Origin of the sequence: Caulobacter sp. 602-1 (assembly GCF_003931565.1) — a bacterium.
In the GTDB taxonomy this organism is placed as follows: domain Bacteria; phylum Pseudomonadota; class Alphaproteobacteria; order Caulobacterales; family Caulobacteraceae; genus Caulobacter.
The window spans coordinates 14,810-29,781 of record NZ_RRYI01000004.1 but is presented as its reverse complement, the minus strand read 5'-3'; the positions used below and the strand labels follow the sequence as shown (position 1 = coordinate 29,781).

16 protein-coding genes are annotated in these 14,972 nt (G+C 68.9%); 8 read left to right on the top strand and 8 right to left on the bottom strand.

What is annotated here, in order from left to right:
- Positions 1-29 precede the first annotated feature (29 nt).
- From EIK80_RS12720 to EIK80_RS12710, 3 genes are read right to left on the bottom strand one after another with little or no spacing between them, the layout of a single operon-like run.
- Complete coding sequence (locus EIK80_RS12720) at positions 30-911, bottom strand: hypothetical protein (RefSeq protein WP_125157386.1); 882 nt, start codon at positions 909-911, stop codon at positions 30-32.
- Complete coding sequence (locus EIK80_RS12715; RefSeq protein ID WP_370450219.1) at positions 908-1,900, bottom strand: diacylglycerol kinase family protein; 993 nt, start codon at positions 1,898-1,900, stop codon at positions 908-910. The genes EIK80_RS12720 and EIK80_RS12715 overlap by 4 nt, the downstream gene beginning before the upstream one ends.
- Positions 1,819-2,946, bottom strand: coding sequence for a CDP-alcohol phosphatidyltransferase family protein (locus EIK80_RS12710; RefSeq protein WP_125157384.1), 1,128 nt, complete (start codon positions 2,944-2,946; stop codon positions 1,819-1,821). Before EIK80_RS12710 ends, EIK80_RS12715 begins: the two co-directional genes overlap by 82 nt.
- Before the next feature lie 89 nt (positions 2,947-3,035).
- Here EIK80_RS12710 and EIK80_RS12705 point away from each other — a divergent pair, with 89 nt between their 5' ends.
- Complete coding sequence (locus EIK80_RS12705; RefSeq protein ID WP_125157383.1) at positions 3,036-3,950, top strand: metallophosphoesterase; 915 nt, start codon at positions 3,036-3,038, stop codon at positions 3,948-3,950.
- Here EIK80_RS12705 and EIK80_RS12700 read toward each other — a convergent pair.
- Positions 3,947-4,444: a DUF2141 domain-containing protein gene (locus tag EIK80_RS12700; RefSeq protein ID WP_125157382.1), complete on the bottom strand. Its 498-nt coding sequence runs from the start codon at positions 4,442-4,444 to the stop codon at positions 3,947-3,949. The genes EIK80_RS12705 and EIK80_RS12700 overlap by 4 nt on opposite strands.
- A 62-nt stretch (positions 4,445-4,506) precedes the next feature.
- On the opposite strand from EIK80_RS12700, the gene EIK80_RS12695 reads away from it, so the two are divergent.
- The 5 genes from EIK80_RS12695 to EIK80_RS12675 are packed head-to-tail and all read left to right on the top strand — an operon-like array spanning position 4,507 to position 9,161.
- Complete coding sequence (locus tag EIK80_RS12695) at positions 4,507-4,944, top strand: HIT family protein (protein WP_125157381.1); 438 nt, start codon at positions 4,507-4,509, stop codon at positions 4,942-4,944.
- Positions 4,941-6,161 carry an LptF/LptG family permease gene (locus tag EIK80_RS12690; protein ID WP_125157380.1) on the top strand — a complete coding sequence of 407 codons (1,221 nt, stop codon included), beginning with the start codon at positions 4,941-4,943 and terminating at the stop codon, positions 6,159-6,161. Before EIK80_RS12695 ends, EIK80_RS12690 begins: the two co-directional genes overlap by 4 nt.
- The gene (locus EIK80_RS12685) at positions 6,158-7,219 is read left to right on the top strand and encodes an LptF/LptG family permease (protein WP_125157379.1); all 1,062 of its coding nucleotides are present in this window, start codon (positions 6,158-6,160) and stop codon (positions 7,217-7,219) included. The genes EIK80_RS12690 and EIK80_RS12685 overlap by 4 nt, the downstream gene beginning before the upstream one ends.
- Positions 7,219-8,373: a ceramide synthase gene (bcerS, locus tag EIK80_RS12680; RefSeq protein ID WP_125157378.1), complete on the top strand. Its 1,155-nt coding sequence runs from the start codon at positions 7,219-7,221 to the stop codon at positions 8,371-8,373. Before EIK80_RS12685 ends, bcerS begins: the two co-directional genes overlap by 1 nt.
- Positions 8,277-9,161, top strand: a complete 885-nt coding sequence (locus EIK80_RS12675; protein WP_125157377.1) for a nucleotidyltransferase family protein — start codon at positions 8,277-8,279, stop codon at positions 9,159-9,161. Before bcerS ends, EIK80_RS12675 begins: the two co-directional genes overlap by 97 nt.
- On the opposite strand, the gene EIK80_RS12670 is transcribed toward EIK80_RS12675, so the two are convergent.
- Entirely contained in the window at positions 9,158-9,922 is a 765-nt protein-coding gene (locus EIK80_RS12670) for an NTP transferase domain-containing protein (protein WP_125157376.1), read from the bottom strand. The two genes, EIK80_RS12675 and EIK80_RS12670, sit on opposite strands and share 4 nt — an antisense overlap.
- Positions 9,923-10,275: 353 nt before the next feature.
- Between EIK80_RS12670 and EIK80_RS12665 the strand changes: the two genes are divergently transcribed.
- Positions 10,276-11,478 carry a glycosyltransferase family 1 protein gene (locus EIK80_RS12665; RefSeq protein ID WP_233586606.1) on the top strand — a complete coding sequence of 401 codons (1,203 nt, stop codon included), beginning with the start codon at positions 10,276-10,278 and terminating at the stop codon, positions 11,476-11,478.
- Between the two features lie 53 nt (positions 11,479-11,531).
- Positions 11,532-12,473 (top strand): flippase-like domain-containing protein, encoded by a 942-nt coding sequence (locus EIK80_RS12660; RefSeq protein WP_233586604.1) that lies wholly within the window; start codon positions 11,532-11,534, stop codon positions 12,471-12,473.
- On the opposite strand, the gene EIK80_RS12655 is transcribed toward EIK80_RS12660, so the two are convergent.
- The 3 genes from EIK80_RS12655 to EIK80_RS12645 are packed head-to-tail and all read right to left on the bottom strand — an operon-like array spanning position 12,470 to position 14,972.
- The gene (locus EIK80_RS12655) at positions 12,470-13,075 is read right to left on the bottom strand and encodes a response regulator transcription factor (RefSeq protein ID WP_125157373.1); all 606 of its coding nucleotides are present in this window, start codon (positions 13,073-13,075) and stop codon (positions 12,470-12,472) included. The genes EIK80_RS12660 and EIK80_RS12655 overlap by 4 nt on opposite strands.
- A complete protein-coding gene (locus EIK80_RS12650) occupies positions 13,072-14,232 on the bottom strand; it encodes a sensor histidine kinase (RefSeq protein ID WP_233586668.1) in 1,161 nt (386 codons plus the stop codon). The genes EIK80_RS12655 and EIK80_RS12650 overlap by 4 nt, the downstream gene beginning before the upstream one ends.
- A 2-nt stretch (positions 14,233-14,234) precedes the next feature.
- Positions 14,235-14,972, bottom strand: a complete 738-nt coding sequence (locus EIK80_RS12645; protein WP_125157372.1) for an ABC transporter permease — start codon at positions 14,970-14,972, stop codon at positions 14,235-14,237.

Here is a 14,972-nt window from a genome sequence, read left to right as displayed (position 1 = left end):
CTCACACCCGGGCGTTTTTGTTTGTGGCCTCAGGTCGCCCTGCGACGGCTTTTCCAGACCTTCAGCAGCACGCCGGGCGCGGCCAGGATGGGATGGCGCTCGCGCCAGGGCGTGACCTCGATGGGCACGCCGGTGTGACGCTCGATCTTCCAGGCGGCGTAGCGCGCCGCGCCCTGGAAGGTGAAGGACGCCTTCATCAGCCGCGCGGCGTTCAGCGGCTTGCCCAACAGCTTGCGCGGCCGCCAGTCGCGACGCACGCGAGCGCGCTCGGCCTCATCCATCGCCCGGCCCTCGTCACGCCAGACGGCTTCCATGACGTGGTCGTAGCGCTGGGGGTCGAAGGTCAGGATCGAGACCTCCCGGCCGGCCTTCTCGACCCGCAGTTCGGCCTTGTAGGTCTCGCGGAACAAGGCGGTCCACAGGTCGCGCGGCGTCCCGTCGACCGGCCCCAGGGCGCGGGCGTAGCGAGCCGCCGTACGGCAGGCGTCGGTCACTGCGTCGATCACCGTCTCGCGCGCGCCTTCCCCCGCCCAGATCAGCGCGCAGGGCTGCACGAAGCGGGCCCAGATGGTGGTGTCGTGGCCCCCGCCGCTGGCGGCCCTGCGGAATTGGTTCAGGGTCATCGAGGCCACCTTGGCTCGCAGAACCCGCCCCTCGTGCTCGAACTCGTGATAGCTGACGTCCGGCCACAGGATGCGGGTGAAGAGGCCGCGCCATCCGGCCGGCGGCCGCTCGGTCAGGACGTAGTAGTCGAGCACGCCCGAGAGATCGCCCGTCCGCAGGATGGAGCCGTAGAACAGCACGGCTTGGGCGCCCGGAAAAATCGTCGTCAGGCTCTCGGCGAAGGCGGTGATCGGCGCGGGGGTCGGCGTGGAGAGCTCGGCCGCGACGAGGTCGCGAAGGCTGCTCATCCGACGAGGAACCGCAAGGATGGCCCGAGGCCAATGGTCAGGTCGCCGCCTTCGTAGACCTCGCCGTCCAGCACGAAGGGCGCGCCGCCGGCCAGGCTGATCAGGCGCGGGTCGCGGCGGCGATAGCCCAGGCCTTCCAGGGCCGGTTCGGCCTTGCCGCTCAGCACCATCGGCAGGGCTTTCATGAGCCGTCGCGGCGGGGCGTCGACGTCCAGGAGCTTCAGGCCCTCGCGCGGCGCGCCAAAGGGCTTGAGGCCGAACGGCAGTCGCTTGAGGGCCGTGGCCACGATGGCGAACCGCTCGTCGCCCGGCTGGTCCTGGCCGTCGATGGCCAGCCTGGCCGGCACGCCCTCGCGCCACTCGTCCTTGGCCCCGCCGAACAGCGCGCCCAGGGTGGCGCTCAGGATGGTCACGGCCACGGCCAGATTATGGAAGAAGCCGACCTTGTGGGCCTTCTGGGCCAGGTTGGTCGCCTTGACCATGGCCCCGACCCCGAAAAAGAAGCCCTGCAGGCACGGCCGGCCGTCGGCCCAGCTGACCCGCAGCGGCGGCCGCTCCTTGATGCGCGGGTCGGCCTGGCGGGCCGCGATCAGGACTTCCTCGAGCCGCCAGTCGCTGGGGGCGCCCAGGTCGATGGCCAGGACGTTGGTCTTGCCCGACGGCAACACCGCCAGCAGCGGCAAATCCTCGCCAAAGGTGTGCGGCAGCAGGCTGATGACGTCGCGAACCGTGCCGTCGCCGCCGTCGATGATCAGCAGGTCGAGGCCCTCGCGGGCGAAGTTTTCGAGTTCCGCTCTCAGGGCGTCACGGCCAAGGGGCTCGACCAGCCGCACGCCCTCGGGCGGCGGACCGGGCGGATGCGCCCGGTTGCCGTGGCTCTTTGGATTGCGAACAACCCCGATGCGCGTCATTTCGACAGCCAAGACTGGATTGAGCCCTTCGGCGCGGCCAGACCCTGCAGAATCTGAACGGCGTGCACGATCAAGCACACCGCGGTCCAGATAGCCACAAGGGTGAAGCCGATGTCCGGCCTGCCCACGAGGGCGCAGGCCGTCAGCAGGATCAGGTTGGGGTTCCGACGCGCGGTGATCAGGCGGAAGAAGCTGTCGAACGGGCGCCAAGCGTGCACCTCGAGCTTGAAGAGGGCGAGAAAGATCCCCTCCTCCACGCGCTGCAGCACATAGCCGGCGATGACAATGGCCAGGCTCAGGCCCGCATAGGGAATCTCCTGGCCGATCGCGTAGACGCCGACGAACCAGGCCCACCACCAGAACGGCGGGTGCAGCAGGTCGATGCCGTGATCGAAGACGTTGCCCCACTTGGACGAGGTCAGGGTGACCCGGGCCAGCTTGCCGTCGACGGTGTCGAGGAAGGTCATGATCCAGGCGCAGACCAGGCCCCAGCCGAAGTGGCCGGTCCAGAACAGGTACATGGCCGCCAGCACCAGCAGGAAGCCGATGCCGGTCACCTGGTTGGGGGTCATCTTGGCGATGGCGGCCCAGCGGGTGACGATACGGGCCGGCGTGGGCCAGACGTACTTGGTGACGAGGTCTGTGACGCCCTTGTACGAGCCCTGGAACAGGCGCTTCTCGACGGCGCGCACGGTTTGCGGCGTCAGGCGCTCCAGCACCGGCGGCTCACGCTTGCGCAGGGCGCTGTTGTAGGCTGAACCCAGTTCCAACGCGGTCAAGCGCGTCAGGCGCGGATCCAGGCCGGTAGGGTCCTGCCCGGCCGCCAAAGCCTCGGTGGCGGCATAGCCCAGCTCGGCCGGGGCGTGGACGGCGACGGCGCGACCGGAATCGTCGACCAGCACCGCGCCCTCGCGGCCCGCCAGCGCCTTGATCAGCGACTCATCGAACACCCAGCCCGCGTCGACCGCCACGACGGCGCTCGAGAGGTCGACGACCGGCGTCTCGACCAATCCGAGGCGCCGATAGATCCGCGACAGGCGCTCGGCCGAGGTCATGCCCCAGATGCGCCCGCCGCTTTCACCGACGGTCAGAGCGCGCGGCCCCGCGCCAGCTCCGTTTTGCATTTCACCGGTCAAAGACAGATATACCCCTTGAATCTCGAGCCGATTGATAAGCAGCTTCGGCTGCTTCGACCAGAACGACCCGAACCGTCTTGTCCATATATCGCATCGCCCACCTCTCCGACCCCCACCTGCCGCCGCCGCGAGGCGCGTTCGGGTGGAAGGACGTCTTCACCAAGCGGCTGCTGAGCCGCATCGCCTGGCGCAAGAAGCGCAAGGTCCACCGGCCCGAAGTGCTGGCGGCCCTGGTCGCCGACGTGAAGGCCGCCGGCCCCGATCATGTGGTGATCAGCGGCGATCTCACCAACTTTGCTTCGCATACGGAGATCGCGGCGGCGACGAAGTGGCTGGAATCCCTGGGACCGGCCAGCGACTGCACCGTCAGCCCCGGCAATCACGACGCCCTCTCCGACAAAGGCCGGGCCGGCGCGGGCGGCGGCGAACGCTTCGCGCCCTGGACGCCCTGGCTGGGCGACGCGGACGAGGTTCAATTCCCGCAGGTGCGCGTGCGCGGCCCCGTGGCGATCTTCAATCTGTGCTCGGCCGTGCCGACCGCGCCGCACCTGGCCACTGGCCGCCTGGGCGAGGATCAGCTTCAGCGGTTGGACAAGGCCCTGGCCGATCCGGCCTACAAGGATCTCTTCCGCCTCGTCGTCCTGCACCACCCGCCGCACAAGGGCGCGGTGTCCAAGCGCAAGTCGCTGGACGACCAGGAGGCCCTGCGCGCGCTGCTGGCCAAGCATGGGGCCGACCTCATCCTGCACGGCCATGCCCACGAGACGATCATCGGATCGGTGCCCGGCCCAAGGGGCTCGGCGATCCCTGTTCTGGGCGTTCCCTCGGCCTCATCGGGACGGGGCGGCCATTCGCCGGCCCGCTGGCATGTGATCGAGGTCGAAGCCAAGCCCCAGGGCGGCCACAACGCCCGGATCGTCGTGCGAGGCGTGGAGGCCGACGGCGACGGGCTTTCGGAGCTGGGTCGCTACAGCCTGGCCGATGTCGCCTAGCGCGGGTAGCGCACCTTGACCCGGATCGTCGTCTCGCCCGTCTTCACGCCGAAGCGCACCGCGTCGAACGAGGGAAAGGCGAACTTCGTCGGGGCGTCGTTGGAAAAGCCGTAGCCTTCCAGCGGCATGCCCTGCGGGCTGCGGTCCAGCTCCTTGTTGGCGTTGGCGTCGTGATAGACCTCCACCGCATAGGCGTCGCTGGGCGACGGCAGCCAGAAACAGGCTTGGCTCATTGGCGCCGAGGTTCTGACCCGCGCCCGCTCCACCTTGCCGCGCGGGGCCAGGAAACGGCTCGGATCGCCCGGATAGACCGTGATCACCACCTCGCCGGCGTTCGACCGCAACGCCCCGACCTGCACGTTCAGGCGCGTGGCGCTCTTGCGGCCGACGCACTCCTTGTCCGTCAGGGGCCGAGCCACGCCTTCGGCCCGAACGATCCCCGCCGTCGCGGACGCCAACAACATCGCGCCGACGAGAACGGAACATGCTTTCATCTAAAACGCCGCATCCCTATTGTTACGTGCGGGCGACATCAGCCCGAAGTTCCGGCTTTCTCATGACCAATCCCACAGCTCTGGCGTTCGGCTATCCCGGCTCCAAGATCGCGGAGACCGATCACTGGTTGATTCTGGTCCGTCCGAAGCAACCGACATTTGGGTCTTTGGTCCTGGTGTGCAAGGAAACAGTCCAGGCGTTCTCCGAGGTGAGTCCCGCCGCCTTCGCCGACCTGCAAGTCGCCGTGGCGGGCATTGAGCGCCTTCTGAAGGCGCAAGTCGACTACGAGAAGATCAACTACCTGATGCTGATGATGGTCGACAAGGACGTCCACTTCCACGTGCTGCCCCGCTATGAGGGCGCGCGCGAGCACGAGGGACAGAGCTTCCCCGACGCCGGCTGGCCCGCAGCCCCGGCCCTGGGAACCGCCGTGGCGCTTTCGAGCGAGGGCGTCGAGCGCCTGGCGCAGCGCTTCGCCGAGGCGTGGGTCCAAGCGTGAGCGCCAAGGAATTGACCATCGGCCCGGTGAGGCTGATCGACCGCTATCTCTTGCGCCTGCTGTTCTGGCCGCTGGTCGGGTGCCTGGGCGTCACGGTCGTGGCGCTGCTGCTGGAGCGCGTCCTGCGCCTGCTGGACGCCCTGTCTCAAAGCAGCGCCCGCTTCGGCTATGTCGCCCAATTGGCCGCCAACCTTGTGCCGCACTATCTGGGCCTGGCCCTGCCGGTCGCGTTCTTCGTGGCGTTGTTCATCGTCATCACCAAGCTGTCGGACGGCTCTGAGATCGACGCCCTGCTGGCCAGCGGCCAGTCGCTGGAGCGCATCGCCGCGCCGTTCCTGGCCGTCGGCCTGTTCCTCAGCGTCTTCAGCCTGATCGTGTTCGGCTACATGCAGCCCTATAGCCGCTACGCCTATCGCGCGGTGATGCACGCGGCGATCAACGCCGGCTGGAACGGACGCCTGGCGGGCGGGGCCTTCATCGACGACAAGGGCTCGCTGATGACCGCCGACAGCGCCGACGTCGCCGGCCAGCGCCTGACGCGGGTCTTCATCCGCCGCCTGGACGCGCGCGGCCAGGAGGAGATCATCACCGCCGCCCAGGCCGACCTGAAGATGGATCCGGGCGGCAAGACCATCACCATGGACCTGAAGGACGGCCGCCGTATCGCGCGTGACTCCGCTGGCGACTACCGCAACCTGGCTTTCAGCAGCCTGACCACCCAGACCCCCCTCAGCGCCGCGGCGGTGCTGCTGCGCGCCCGAGGCGGCGACGAGCGCGAGCTGACCCTGGGCGAGCTCTACAGACAGTCCAAACTGCCCAATCCGATCGTTCCCAAGGCCACGCTGCTGAGCGAACTCTACGGCCGCCTGGCCCGCGCGGCGTTCCTGCCGTTCCTGCCGATGCTGGCATTCCCGCTGGGCCTGGCCTCCAAGCGCGGCAACCGCGCGCCGGGCCTTGTCATGGCCGGCGTCCTGCTGCTGGCCTTCCAGCATTCGCTGCTCCTGGGCCAGAGCATGGCCTCGTCCGGCAAGTTGCCGACCATCCCAGCCATCTGGGTTCCGTTTGCGATCTTCGCGGGCCTCGGCGTCTGGCTGTTCATGGGCAGCCGCACCCGTCCGGGCGACACGCCGGTCTCGCGCACCGTGCGCCGCATCAACAAGCTGGTCACGCGCGTCGTCCGCCTCCTCCCCCTGCCGAAAAAGCGACAAGCCGCATGAGACTGCAGCTCTACGTCCTGAAGACGGTCGCCACCCGTATCCTCGGCGCGGCCCTGATCCTGATGTCGATCCTGCAGATCCTGGATCTGCTGGACGTAACCAACGACATCCTCGACCGCGGCCTGGGGATGTCGGGCGTGGCCTACTACGCCTTCATGCGCCTGCCGCGCCTGTTCGAGCAGATCGCCCCGATCGCCGTGCTGGCCGGCGGCCTGTTCGCCTTCTCGCAGCTGGCCCGTGAAAGCGCCATCGTCGCCATGCGCGCCACGGGCGTCTCGGGTTACCGCATCATCGGCATGGCCATGCCCGCGGCCATCTTCGTGATGCTGCTGGACGCTCTCTGCGGCCAATACCTGGCGCCCCGCGCCGATCCGGCCCTGGCCGACTGGTGGAAGAACACGACCCCCGTGGCGGAGCGCAAGGTTCCCGCCCCGCGCACCTTCCGCGCGGGGTCCGACCTGGTCATCGGGGCCACGGCCACCGCCGACGGCCGCGAGATGGACAATGTCACCATCTTCCGCCGCGATCCCAAGGGCATCCTGGTCGAGAAGGTCGAGGCTCAGAAAGCCCTCTACGCCAACGATCGCTGGACGCTGGAACAGCCGAAAACCACGCGCTTCTCCGGTGATCTGGCCCAGACCTCGACCGCGGCCTCGACCACGTGGCCCGCCGCGCTGAAGCCGCGCGACGTCCAGAGCCTGTTCGGCGACGACGCCGTGCCCACCGCCGCCTCCGCCAAGCGGGCCTTGCAGAACGGCGGCTCGGACCGGCCCGAGAGCTTCTACCGCACCCACTTCCACGCGGCCTTCGCCGGCCCGTTCGTGACGCTGGTCATGCTGCTGCTGAGCGCGCCCGTCGCCCTGGCCAATTTCCGCAGCGGCCAGGGGGCCGTCCTGCTGACCGCCGGTCTGGGCGCGGGCCTCTTCTTCCTGGTGGCCAACGGCATGCTGACCGCTCTGGGCGAATCCGGCGCGCTGGCCCCGTTCCTGGCCGTCTGGGCCGCGCCGGCGATCTTCGGCGCCCTCGCCATCCGCACATTCCTGGCCCTGGAGGGGTGATGCCTTTCGATTCCGCCAACGCCGACCTCACCGTCATTCCGGTCAAGACGCCCCGGGAGCTGAAGCGCTTCATCGCCCTGCCCGCCCGCCTGAACGCCAAGGATCCCAACTGGATCACGCCGCTGTTCATGGAGCGCACCGAGGCCCTGACGCCGAAGACCAATCCCTTCTTCGCCCACGCCGAGGTCCAGCTGTTCCTGGCCACGCGCGGCGGTCGCGACGTGGGCCGGATCAGCGCCCAGATCGACCACCTGACGCCGCAGCCGACGCCGGGCCGCCTGGACGGCCACTTCGGCATGATCGCGGCCGAGGACGACTCGGCGGTGTTCGAGGTGCTGTTCCGCGCCGCCGAGGACTGGCTGCGCGCGCGTGGCCGCACTCACGCGGTCGGCCCGTTCAACCTGTCGATCAACGAGGAAGTCGGCCTGCTGGTCGAGGGCTTCGACACCCCGCCGATGATCCTGATGGGCCACGACCCGGCCTATGCCGGCAAGCGCGTGGAGGAACAGGGCTACGCCAAGGCTCAGGACCTGTTCGCCTATCGCGCCGACGAGAGCGGCGATATTCCCGAGATCGCCCAGCGTCGCGTCAAGCGCGGCCTGCCCGCCGGAGTCGTGCTGCGCCAACTGGACATGAAGCGCTACGACGCGGAGGTCCAGACCCTGACGGACATCCTCAACGACGCGTGGTCGGACAACTGGGGCTTCACCCCCACCACGGAGGCCGAGACCGCTCAGCTGGGCAAGGCGCTCAAGCAAGTGATCGACAAGCGCCTGATCTGGTTCGCCGAGATCGACGGCGAGGCCGCCGGCGTCGTGGTCTTCCTGCCCAACATCAACGAGGCCATCGCCGACCTGGGCGGCAAGCTCTTGCCGTTCGGCTGGGCCAAGCTCCTCTGGCGACTGAAGGTCAAGGGCGTGAAGTCGGCGCGCATCCCGCTGATGGGCGTGAAGAGAAAGTTCGCCAGCACCCAGCGTGGCCGCATGCTGCCCTTCTGGATGATGAAGGCCAGCCGCGATATGGCGATGAGCCTTGGCTACAATCGCTACGAGATCTCGTGGGTGCTGGAGGCCAACAAGGCCATGACCCACATCGCCGAGAACGTCGGCGGCACGCACTACAAGACCTATCGCGTCTACGAGAAAGCGCTGTGAACCCGGCTCCTGGCGGCGGCTTCAAGGTCCTGGTCCTGGCCGGCTCGCGCGGCGGCGAGGTCGATCCGGTCGCCGCCTATGCCGGCGTCGGCCACAAGGCCCTGATCACGCTGGAGGGCAAGACCCTGCTGAGCCGCGTGCTGGGCGCGATCGAGGCCGCCGGCCCCGAAAGCGTCGGCGTCGCGGCCAATGACGAGGCGATCAAGACGGCCTTGGCGGGCGCCAGTGTCGTGGTGCTGCCCACCGCCGCGGGGCCCAGCCAGAGCGTCGAGAACGCCGCGCATCGGCTCGGCTTCCCGTTGGTGGTGACCACGGTCGACCACGCCCTGCTCAAGCCCGAGTGGATCACCCAGTTCCTGGCCGATACCCCGGACTGGGCCGACGTCGCCGTGCTGCTGGCCCCCGAGGACCGCGTGCGGGCCGCCGCGCCGCGGACCAAGCGGACCTATCTGCGCTTCCAGGACGGTCGCTATTCGGGCTGCAATCTCTTCCTGCTGCGTAACGAGAACGCTCTCAACGTCGTCCACGTCTGGCGCAAGGTCGAGGCGCTGCGCAAGCAGCCCTGGAAGATCGCCGCCATGCTGGGGCCCGGCTTCCTGATCCGCTACCTGCTGAACTGGCTGACCCTGGACGAGGCCGTGCTGAAGCTAGGCAAGCTGGCCCACGTCAAGGCGGCCGCCGTGCGCGCCCACGACGGCCTAGCGGCGGTCGATGTCGACAAGCCGTCGGATCTGGACTTGGTGCGCGAGCTGGTGGGCGAAACCTCGCCCACCACGGCCGAGGCCTAAGCCGAAACCGTTTCCTTCGCCGCCCACTCGGCGGTCAGGGCGCGGTTGCGCACCAGGTCTTCGGGGAAGTCCATCTCGGCCCACTCCAGGCCCTGGATCGAGCGCACGCGGACCACATCGTGGGCCTGGGCGATCTCGTTGATCACGCTGAGATACCAGCGCTTCAGGCCTTCCGGCGTGCGCATGATCCTTTCCAGCGTCTCGATGAAAAGGGCCGAGCCCTCGGCGTCGAAGCGCAGGAAGCCGATCGATTCAGCATCGTACGCGGTGATCGTCTTTCCGATGGCGCGCAGGGCGTCGCCCTCGGTCAGGACCTTCATGTCGTCGCTGTCATAGACGCCGTCGGCCTTGCGATCGACCGTCACGGTGATCGGGGCGGCCGGCGCGCTGATCAGACGCTCGGCGATGGCCGGCTCGAACAGGGTGTCGCCATTGAGGATCATGAACGGCCCGCCGCGCATCTCCTCGCGCGCCAGCCAGCAGGTCGCGAGGTTGTCGGTCACGCTGTAGAAGGGGTTGTAGAGCGTACGAACGCTCATGCCCGGGAACCGCAAGCGCGCGACCTCGGCCTCGACCAGATCGGCGCGGAAACCGGTGACGACCACCGCCTCGGTGACGCCCGCCCGATGCAGGTGGCGCAGCTGCCATTCCAGCACCGTACGGCCGGCCAGCTCGACCAGGCACTTGGGCCGGTCGTCGGTCAGGGGCGACAGGCGCTTGCCCTGACCGGCGCTGAGAATGAGGGTCTTGACCGGCTGCATGACGTTTCGGGATCTCGCTGGAAATCGGGGCGGGGCGGCCCCTTTAGGAATCGTTGGACCGCCCACCTCGCGGCCCCGGGCGCATAACTGAGCACGAACCAGCCCCACGGCAAGTCCGAGCGGACCGCCAAAAGCCGATCATGGCGTCGCGGCGCAAGCCCCCCCGCGCGTTTTTCCAAGACCGCGCTCCCAAGGACACGCCTTGGGAGGTGTAACCCAGACGCTACAGTGAACCTACCGTGCACGGAAAAGGACGTCTTTCGCCCCTTCCGGAAACTGAACCATTCCACCATATGACCATTGTCATATTCGGAGGCGGGCGGGGCTTCGAAGATGTAACCAACGGAGGCGTCGTGCTGCTCGCGGAAAGACCTTTTCATCAGCCCGCAGAGGAAAAATCCGCCGAAGGCCTGCGTCTGGCGCTGTTTTCCGGGAACTACAATTACACGCGTGACGGCTCGAACCAGGCCCTCAACCGCTTGTCCGCCTATCTGATCAGTCACGGCGCCGAGGTTCGCGTCTACTCGCCCACCACCGATACGCCAGCGTTCGAACCGGCCGGTGAACTTGTGTCCGCGCCATCGATCGCGATTCCGGGACGCGGCGAGTATCGCCTGGCGCTGGGCCTGAACCGCGCGCTGCGCGCCGATCTGGCCGACTTCCGCCCGACCGCCGTCCATCTGTCCGCGCCCGACCTCCTGGGTAACCAGGCCGGAAAATGGGGCCGCAAGATGGGCCTGCCGGTCGTGGCCAGCCTGCACACCCGGTTCGAGACCTACCTGTCGTACTACGGCCTCGATTGGCTACGCCCCACCGCCGAGCGCTATCTGGACAGGTTCTATCGCGGGTGCGACCGCGTGTTGGCCCCCAACGCGCCGATCGCGGAGCTGCTTCGCGAGCAGGGCCTGGGCGAGCGCGTGCGCGTCTGGGGCCGGGGCGTCGACCGTGACCGGTTCTCGCCCGCGCGCCGCGACCTGGACTGGCGTCGCTCGATGGGTGTCGACGACAACGAGATCGTCGTCGCGTTCCTGGGCCGCCTGGTCATGGAGAAGGGCCTGGACGTCCTCTGCGAGACGCTCGTCCGGCTGCGCGGTCAACCGATCCGCCCCCTGATCATCGGCGAAGGCCCGGCCCGCGCCTTCGTGGAAGAACGCCTGCCCGAGGCTATCCTGACCGGCCACCTGGACGGCGCCGCGCTGGGCCGCGCGGTCTCCAGCGCTGACATCCTGTTCAACCCCAGCCTGACCGAAGCTTTCGGCAACGCCAGCCTGGAGGGCATGGCCGCGGGCCTGGCCGTGGTCTGCCCCCGCGCGCCCAGCACCAGCGCCCTGATCGCCGATGGTCAGGACGGCGTACTGGCCGCCAGCGCCGACGCGCAGACCTATGCCGCGGCGATCCAGAGCCTGATCTCCGAACCCCTGCGCCGGGTGCGCCTGGGCCGCGCCGCCCGCCGGACCAGCGCCCGCTATGACTGGAACGCCATTTGCGGCGAGGTGCTGGACGTCTATCGCGAACTGGGCGTAACCGCCGACCGACGCGCGCGCTCCGCCGCATGACGGCGGATACGGGGGGGCAAGCGCAAGGCAAACCTTCGCTTTGGCGAGGCTGGTTGCTGACGATCGGGATCGCCCTTCTGGCGATCCTGCTGGCGACGCACGGGGTCGGCGCCGTCCGCGAAATCCTGGCTCAGGTCGGCTGGCAGGCGGTGATCGTCATCGCCGCCCACCTGCCCGTGACCTTCCTGGCCACCGTGAGCTGGCAGGTCCTGCTGCCGCCCGATCGTCGCCCGCCCCTGACCTTCCTGTTTCGCGTCCGCCTGATCAAGGAGGCAGTCAACGCCCTTCTTCCGGTCGCCCAGGTCGGCGGCGATGTCGTGCGAGCCAAGCTGTCGGCCCGCAACGGCCTGACCCTGGCCGAGGCCACGGCGAGTTGCGTCGTCGATGTCCTGGCCGGAACGGTGGGTCTGGTGCTGTTCGTCCTGGCCAGCCTGCTCGTGGCCATCGCCACGCTGCACGACCCACGCCTGGCGCAAGCCGGCCTGACCCTGGTCGCCATCGTCCTGGGCGTCGCGTTGAGCGCCTATCTGGCCCACAAGGTCGGCCTGCACCGGCGCCTGGGTCAGTTCTCGCAGCGCTGGACCGCCATCGCCGGCCGAGCCGGCGAGTTGGGCGACGCCTTCCGCCTCATCGGCCGCCGGCGCGGAAACCTGTTCGCCTCCTGGGCCTGGCACATGGCCGCCTGGCTCGCCGGCGCGTTCGAAACCTATGTCTCGATGTGGGCCCTGGGCCTCAATCCCACCCTGCTTCAGGCCCTGATCGTCGAGGGCCTCGCTCAGACGGCCAAGGTCGTCGGCTTCGCCATCCCCGGGGCGCTGGGCGTGCAGGAAGGCGGCTACCTGCTGCTGGGCGGCGCGCTGGGCCTGACCCCAGACCAGGCCCTGGCCCTTTCGCTGCTGCGCCGCCTGCGCGAGCTGACGCTCGGCGTGATCGGCCTGGTGCTGTGGCGGACGACGCGAGCGCCGGCGGCCGACCCCGAACCCGTGACGGCCTAAAGCCAGCCGTTGGAGCGGGCGATCCGGCCGGCCTCGACCCGGTTGGCCGCGCCCAGCTTCTGGGCCGCTTCGGACAGGTAGTTGCGGATCGTGCCCGGTGATAGGTCCAGCACGTCGGCGATCTCCTTGTTCGAACGCCCCTCCTCGGCCAGACGCAGGATCGCGCGCTCGCGGTCGGTCAACGGATCGGGCTCGGCGTCCCAGATCGCCTCGGACAGCTCCGGCGCTATGGCCCGCCCACCGGCGGCGACGGTGCGGACGGCGGCGGCCAGCACGCTGCTGGGGCCATCCTTGAGGAGGTAGCCCCTCACCCCCGCTTCCATGGCCCGGCGCAGATAGCCCGGCCGACCGAAGGTGGTCACGATCAGCACCCGCGTCGTCGAGCCTTCGGCCTTCAGCCGGGCGGCGACGTCGATACCGGTCAGGCTGGGCATCTCGATGTCGGAGATCAGCACGTCCGGCTTCTCGGCCTTGACCAGCTCCAGGGCGACGGCGCCGTCGGGCGCGCGGCCGACGACCTGGATGTCGCCTTCCATCTCGAGCAGCGCGCTGAGCGCCCCCAGCACCATCTTCTGGTCTTCGGCGATGACGACGCGGATCACGAGACGGTCTCCCCATTCGCGTTGCTCAGGGGCGCGGTGGCGACGAGGCGGGTCCCCGTCTTGCCGGACTTGATGTCCAGGGCCCCGCCGATGGCGGCCAGACGCGCGCGCATGCCTTTCAGACCCGAGCCCTCGACCAGCCGGCCGCTGCCCGGACCATTGTCGGCGATGGTGAGCGTGAGCGCCTTGGCGCTGGGCTCCAGCGTGATGTCGCATCGCTTGGCGCCGGCGTGGCGGATGACGTTGGTCACCCCCTCGCGCAGGGCCATGGCCAGCACGGCCTCCTGGGCCGGAAAGCCATCGGTGGTCAGGGCCGAGATCTCGGCCTGGATGTCGGCGGCGGTCAGGGCCTGGCGGGCCTTGTCGATCTCGAACGCCAGGGAGGCGCCCCTCATCCCGACCACCGCCGTGCGCACCTCGGAGAGGGCCTCGCGGGCGGCTGCGGCGACGGCCTGCATCTCTCGCTCGGCGGCCTCGGCGTCGCGGGTGACCAGACGAGCGGCCAGTTCGGCCTTGACGGCCACCAGGGTCAGGGTGTGGCCCAGGAGGTCGTGCAGGTCGCGGGAAATCCGCTCGCGCTCGGCCGTGGTGGCCAGGGCCCGGACCTCCTCGTGGGCGACGGCCAGTTCCTGGTTCTTCCGTTCGACATCCGTCTGCATCAGCGTGGCGAAGCCGGTGATGCCGCCGAACAACAGGCCGGAGGCCCAGATCGGCCAGACGTGACGGTAGAAAGCCAGCCCCACCGCCAGCAGCGCGATCTCCAGGGCGATCATCACCCGGATCGACATCCGCCGCGACGGCAGACGCGAGGCGAACGACATGGCGTAGATCGTGTAGACGCTCCAGCCGGCGTTGAAGGGCGAGAGCGCCAGGCCGATGCCGTAAATCGCCAGTACCTGCCACAGCGCCGGGCGGCCCCGGTTTCTCCAGATGGCCCAGAACAGGCCGATGAAGACCAGCAGGCCGCCAATCGAGGCGACCAGCTCCAGCGTCCCGGGCCGGTGATTGAGCCAGGAGATGAAGTAGAACGGCAGGTAGGACAGGAAGATCAGGCTTCCGTTACGCCGCATCCCAACCCCGGCGGTCGCCGCCGGGGTCGCATCCTTGCCTCGTGTTCCCTGATCCATGGCGGCGATGTCGCGCGGCGGGCTCGTCACGGTCAAGCCGCTTGCCGCCGCCAGGCCGACCAGGCGCCGATCATGGCGGCGATGCTGATCGCGGCCAGGATCGAGAGGTGATGCGGGACGTCCGCCATCGGTTGCATGCCCGACAACATCTGCGACAGCTGTCCCAGGTGATAGGACGGCGTGACCTCGGCGATGTCGCCGGCCCACTTCGGCATGATGCTGAGCGGGACCCACAGGCCGCCGAACAGGCAGAGGCTCAGGAACAGCAGGTTGGCGACGGCGGTGGCGCCCTGCGAGCCGAACCGCAACCCGACGTTCAGGCCGATCAGGGCGAACGGGATGGCCGAAGCCAGACCCAAGCCCAGGGTCGCGGCCCAGCGCCACGGGACCATCCTCACGCCGCCCAACCAGGCCAGGGCGCCGAGCAGGCCGATCGCGACGCCGACCAAAACGAGGGCGGCGATCAGGCGACCGGCCAGGTAGCCGCCGGCGGGCAGCGGCGCGATCTGCTTCAGCTCGATCAGCTTGGCCTCGCGCTCGGCGGCCACGGCGGCGCCGAAGCCGAACATGGCCGGGGCGATGGACGCGAAGATCACGTAGTTGGCCAGCATCATATGGGCGATCTCCTCGCGCCCCTTGCTGAGACCAAGGCCCATCATCCCGTAGAACAGCAGCGGCAGGGCCACGCTGGGGATGATGAACTGCGGGGTGCGCCAGGTGGAGACGATCTGGGCGCGAGCTTCACGGATGTAGACGGACAGGGTGTGCAT

Excerpts from the sequence above, each read along its gene's own strand:
- EIK80_RS12670 (WP_125157376.1), bottom strand. The coding sequence starts at position 9,922 with ATGCAGCCGGTCAAGACCCTCATTCTCAGCGCCGGTCAGGGCAAGCGC.
- EIK80_RS12645 (WP_125157372.1), bottom strand. The coding sequence starts at position 14,972 with ATGCACACCCTGTCCGTCTACATCCGTGAAGCTCGCGCCCAGATCGTC.
- EIK80_RS12710 (WP_125157384.1), bottom strand. The coding sequence starts at position 2,946 with ATGCAAAACGGAGCTGGCGCGGGGCCGCGCGCTCTGACCGTCGGTGAA.
- bcerS (WP_125157378.1), top strand. The coding sequence starts at position 7,219 with ATGCCTTTCGATTCCGCCAACGCCGACCTCACCGTCATTCCGGTCAAG.
- EIK80_RS12685 (WP_125157379.1), top strand. The coding sequence starts at position 6,158 with ATGAGACTGCAGCTCTACGTCCTGAAGACGGTCGCCACCCGTATCCTC.
- EIK80_RS12720 (WP_125157386.1), bottom strand. The coding sequence starts at position 911 with ATGAGCAGCCTTCGCGACCTCGTCGCGGCCGAGCTCTCCACGCCGACC.
- EIK80_RS12695 (WP_125157381.1), top strand. The coding sequence starts at position 4,507 with ATGACCAATCCCACAGCTCTGGCGTTCGGCTATCCCGGCTCCAAGATC.
- EIK80_RS12700 (WP_125157382.1), bottom strand. The coding sequence starts at position 4,444 with ATGAAAGCATGTTCCGTTCTCGTCGGCGCGATGTTGTTGGCGTCCGCG.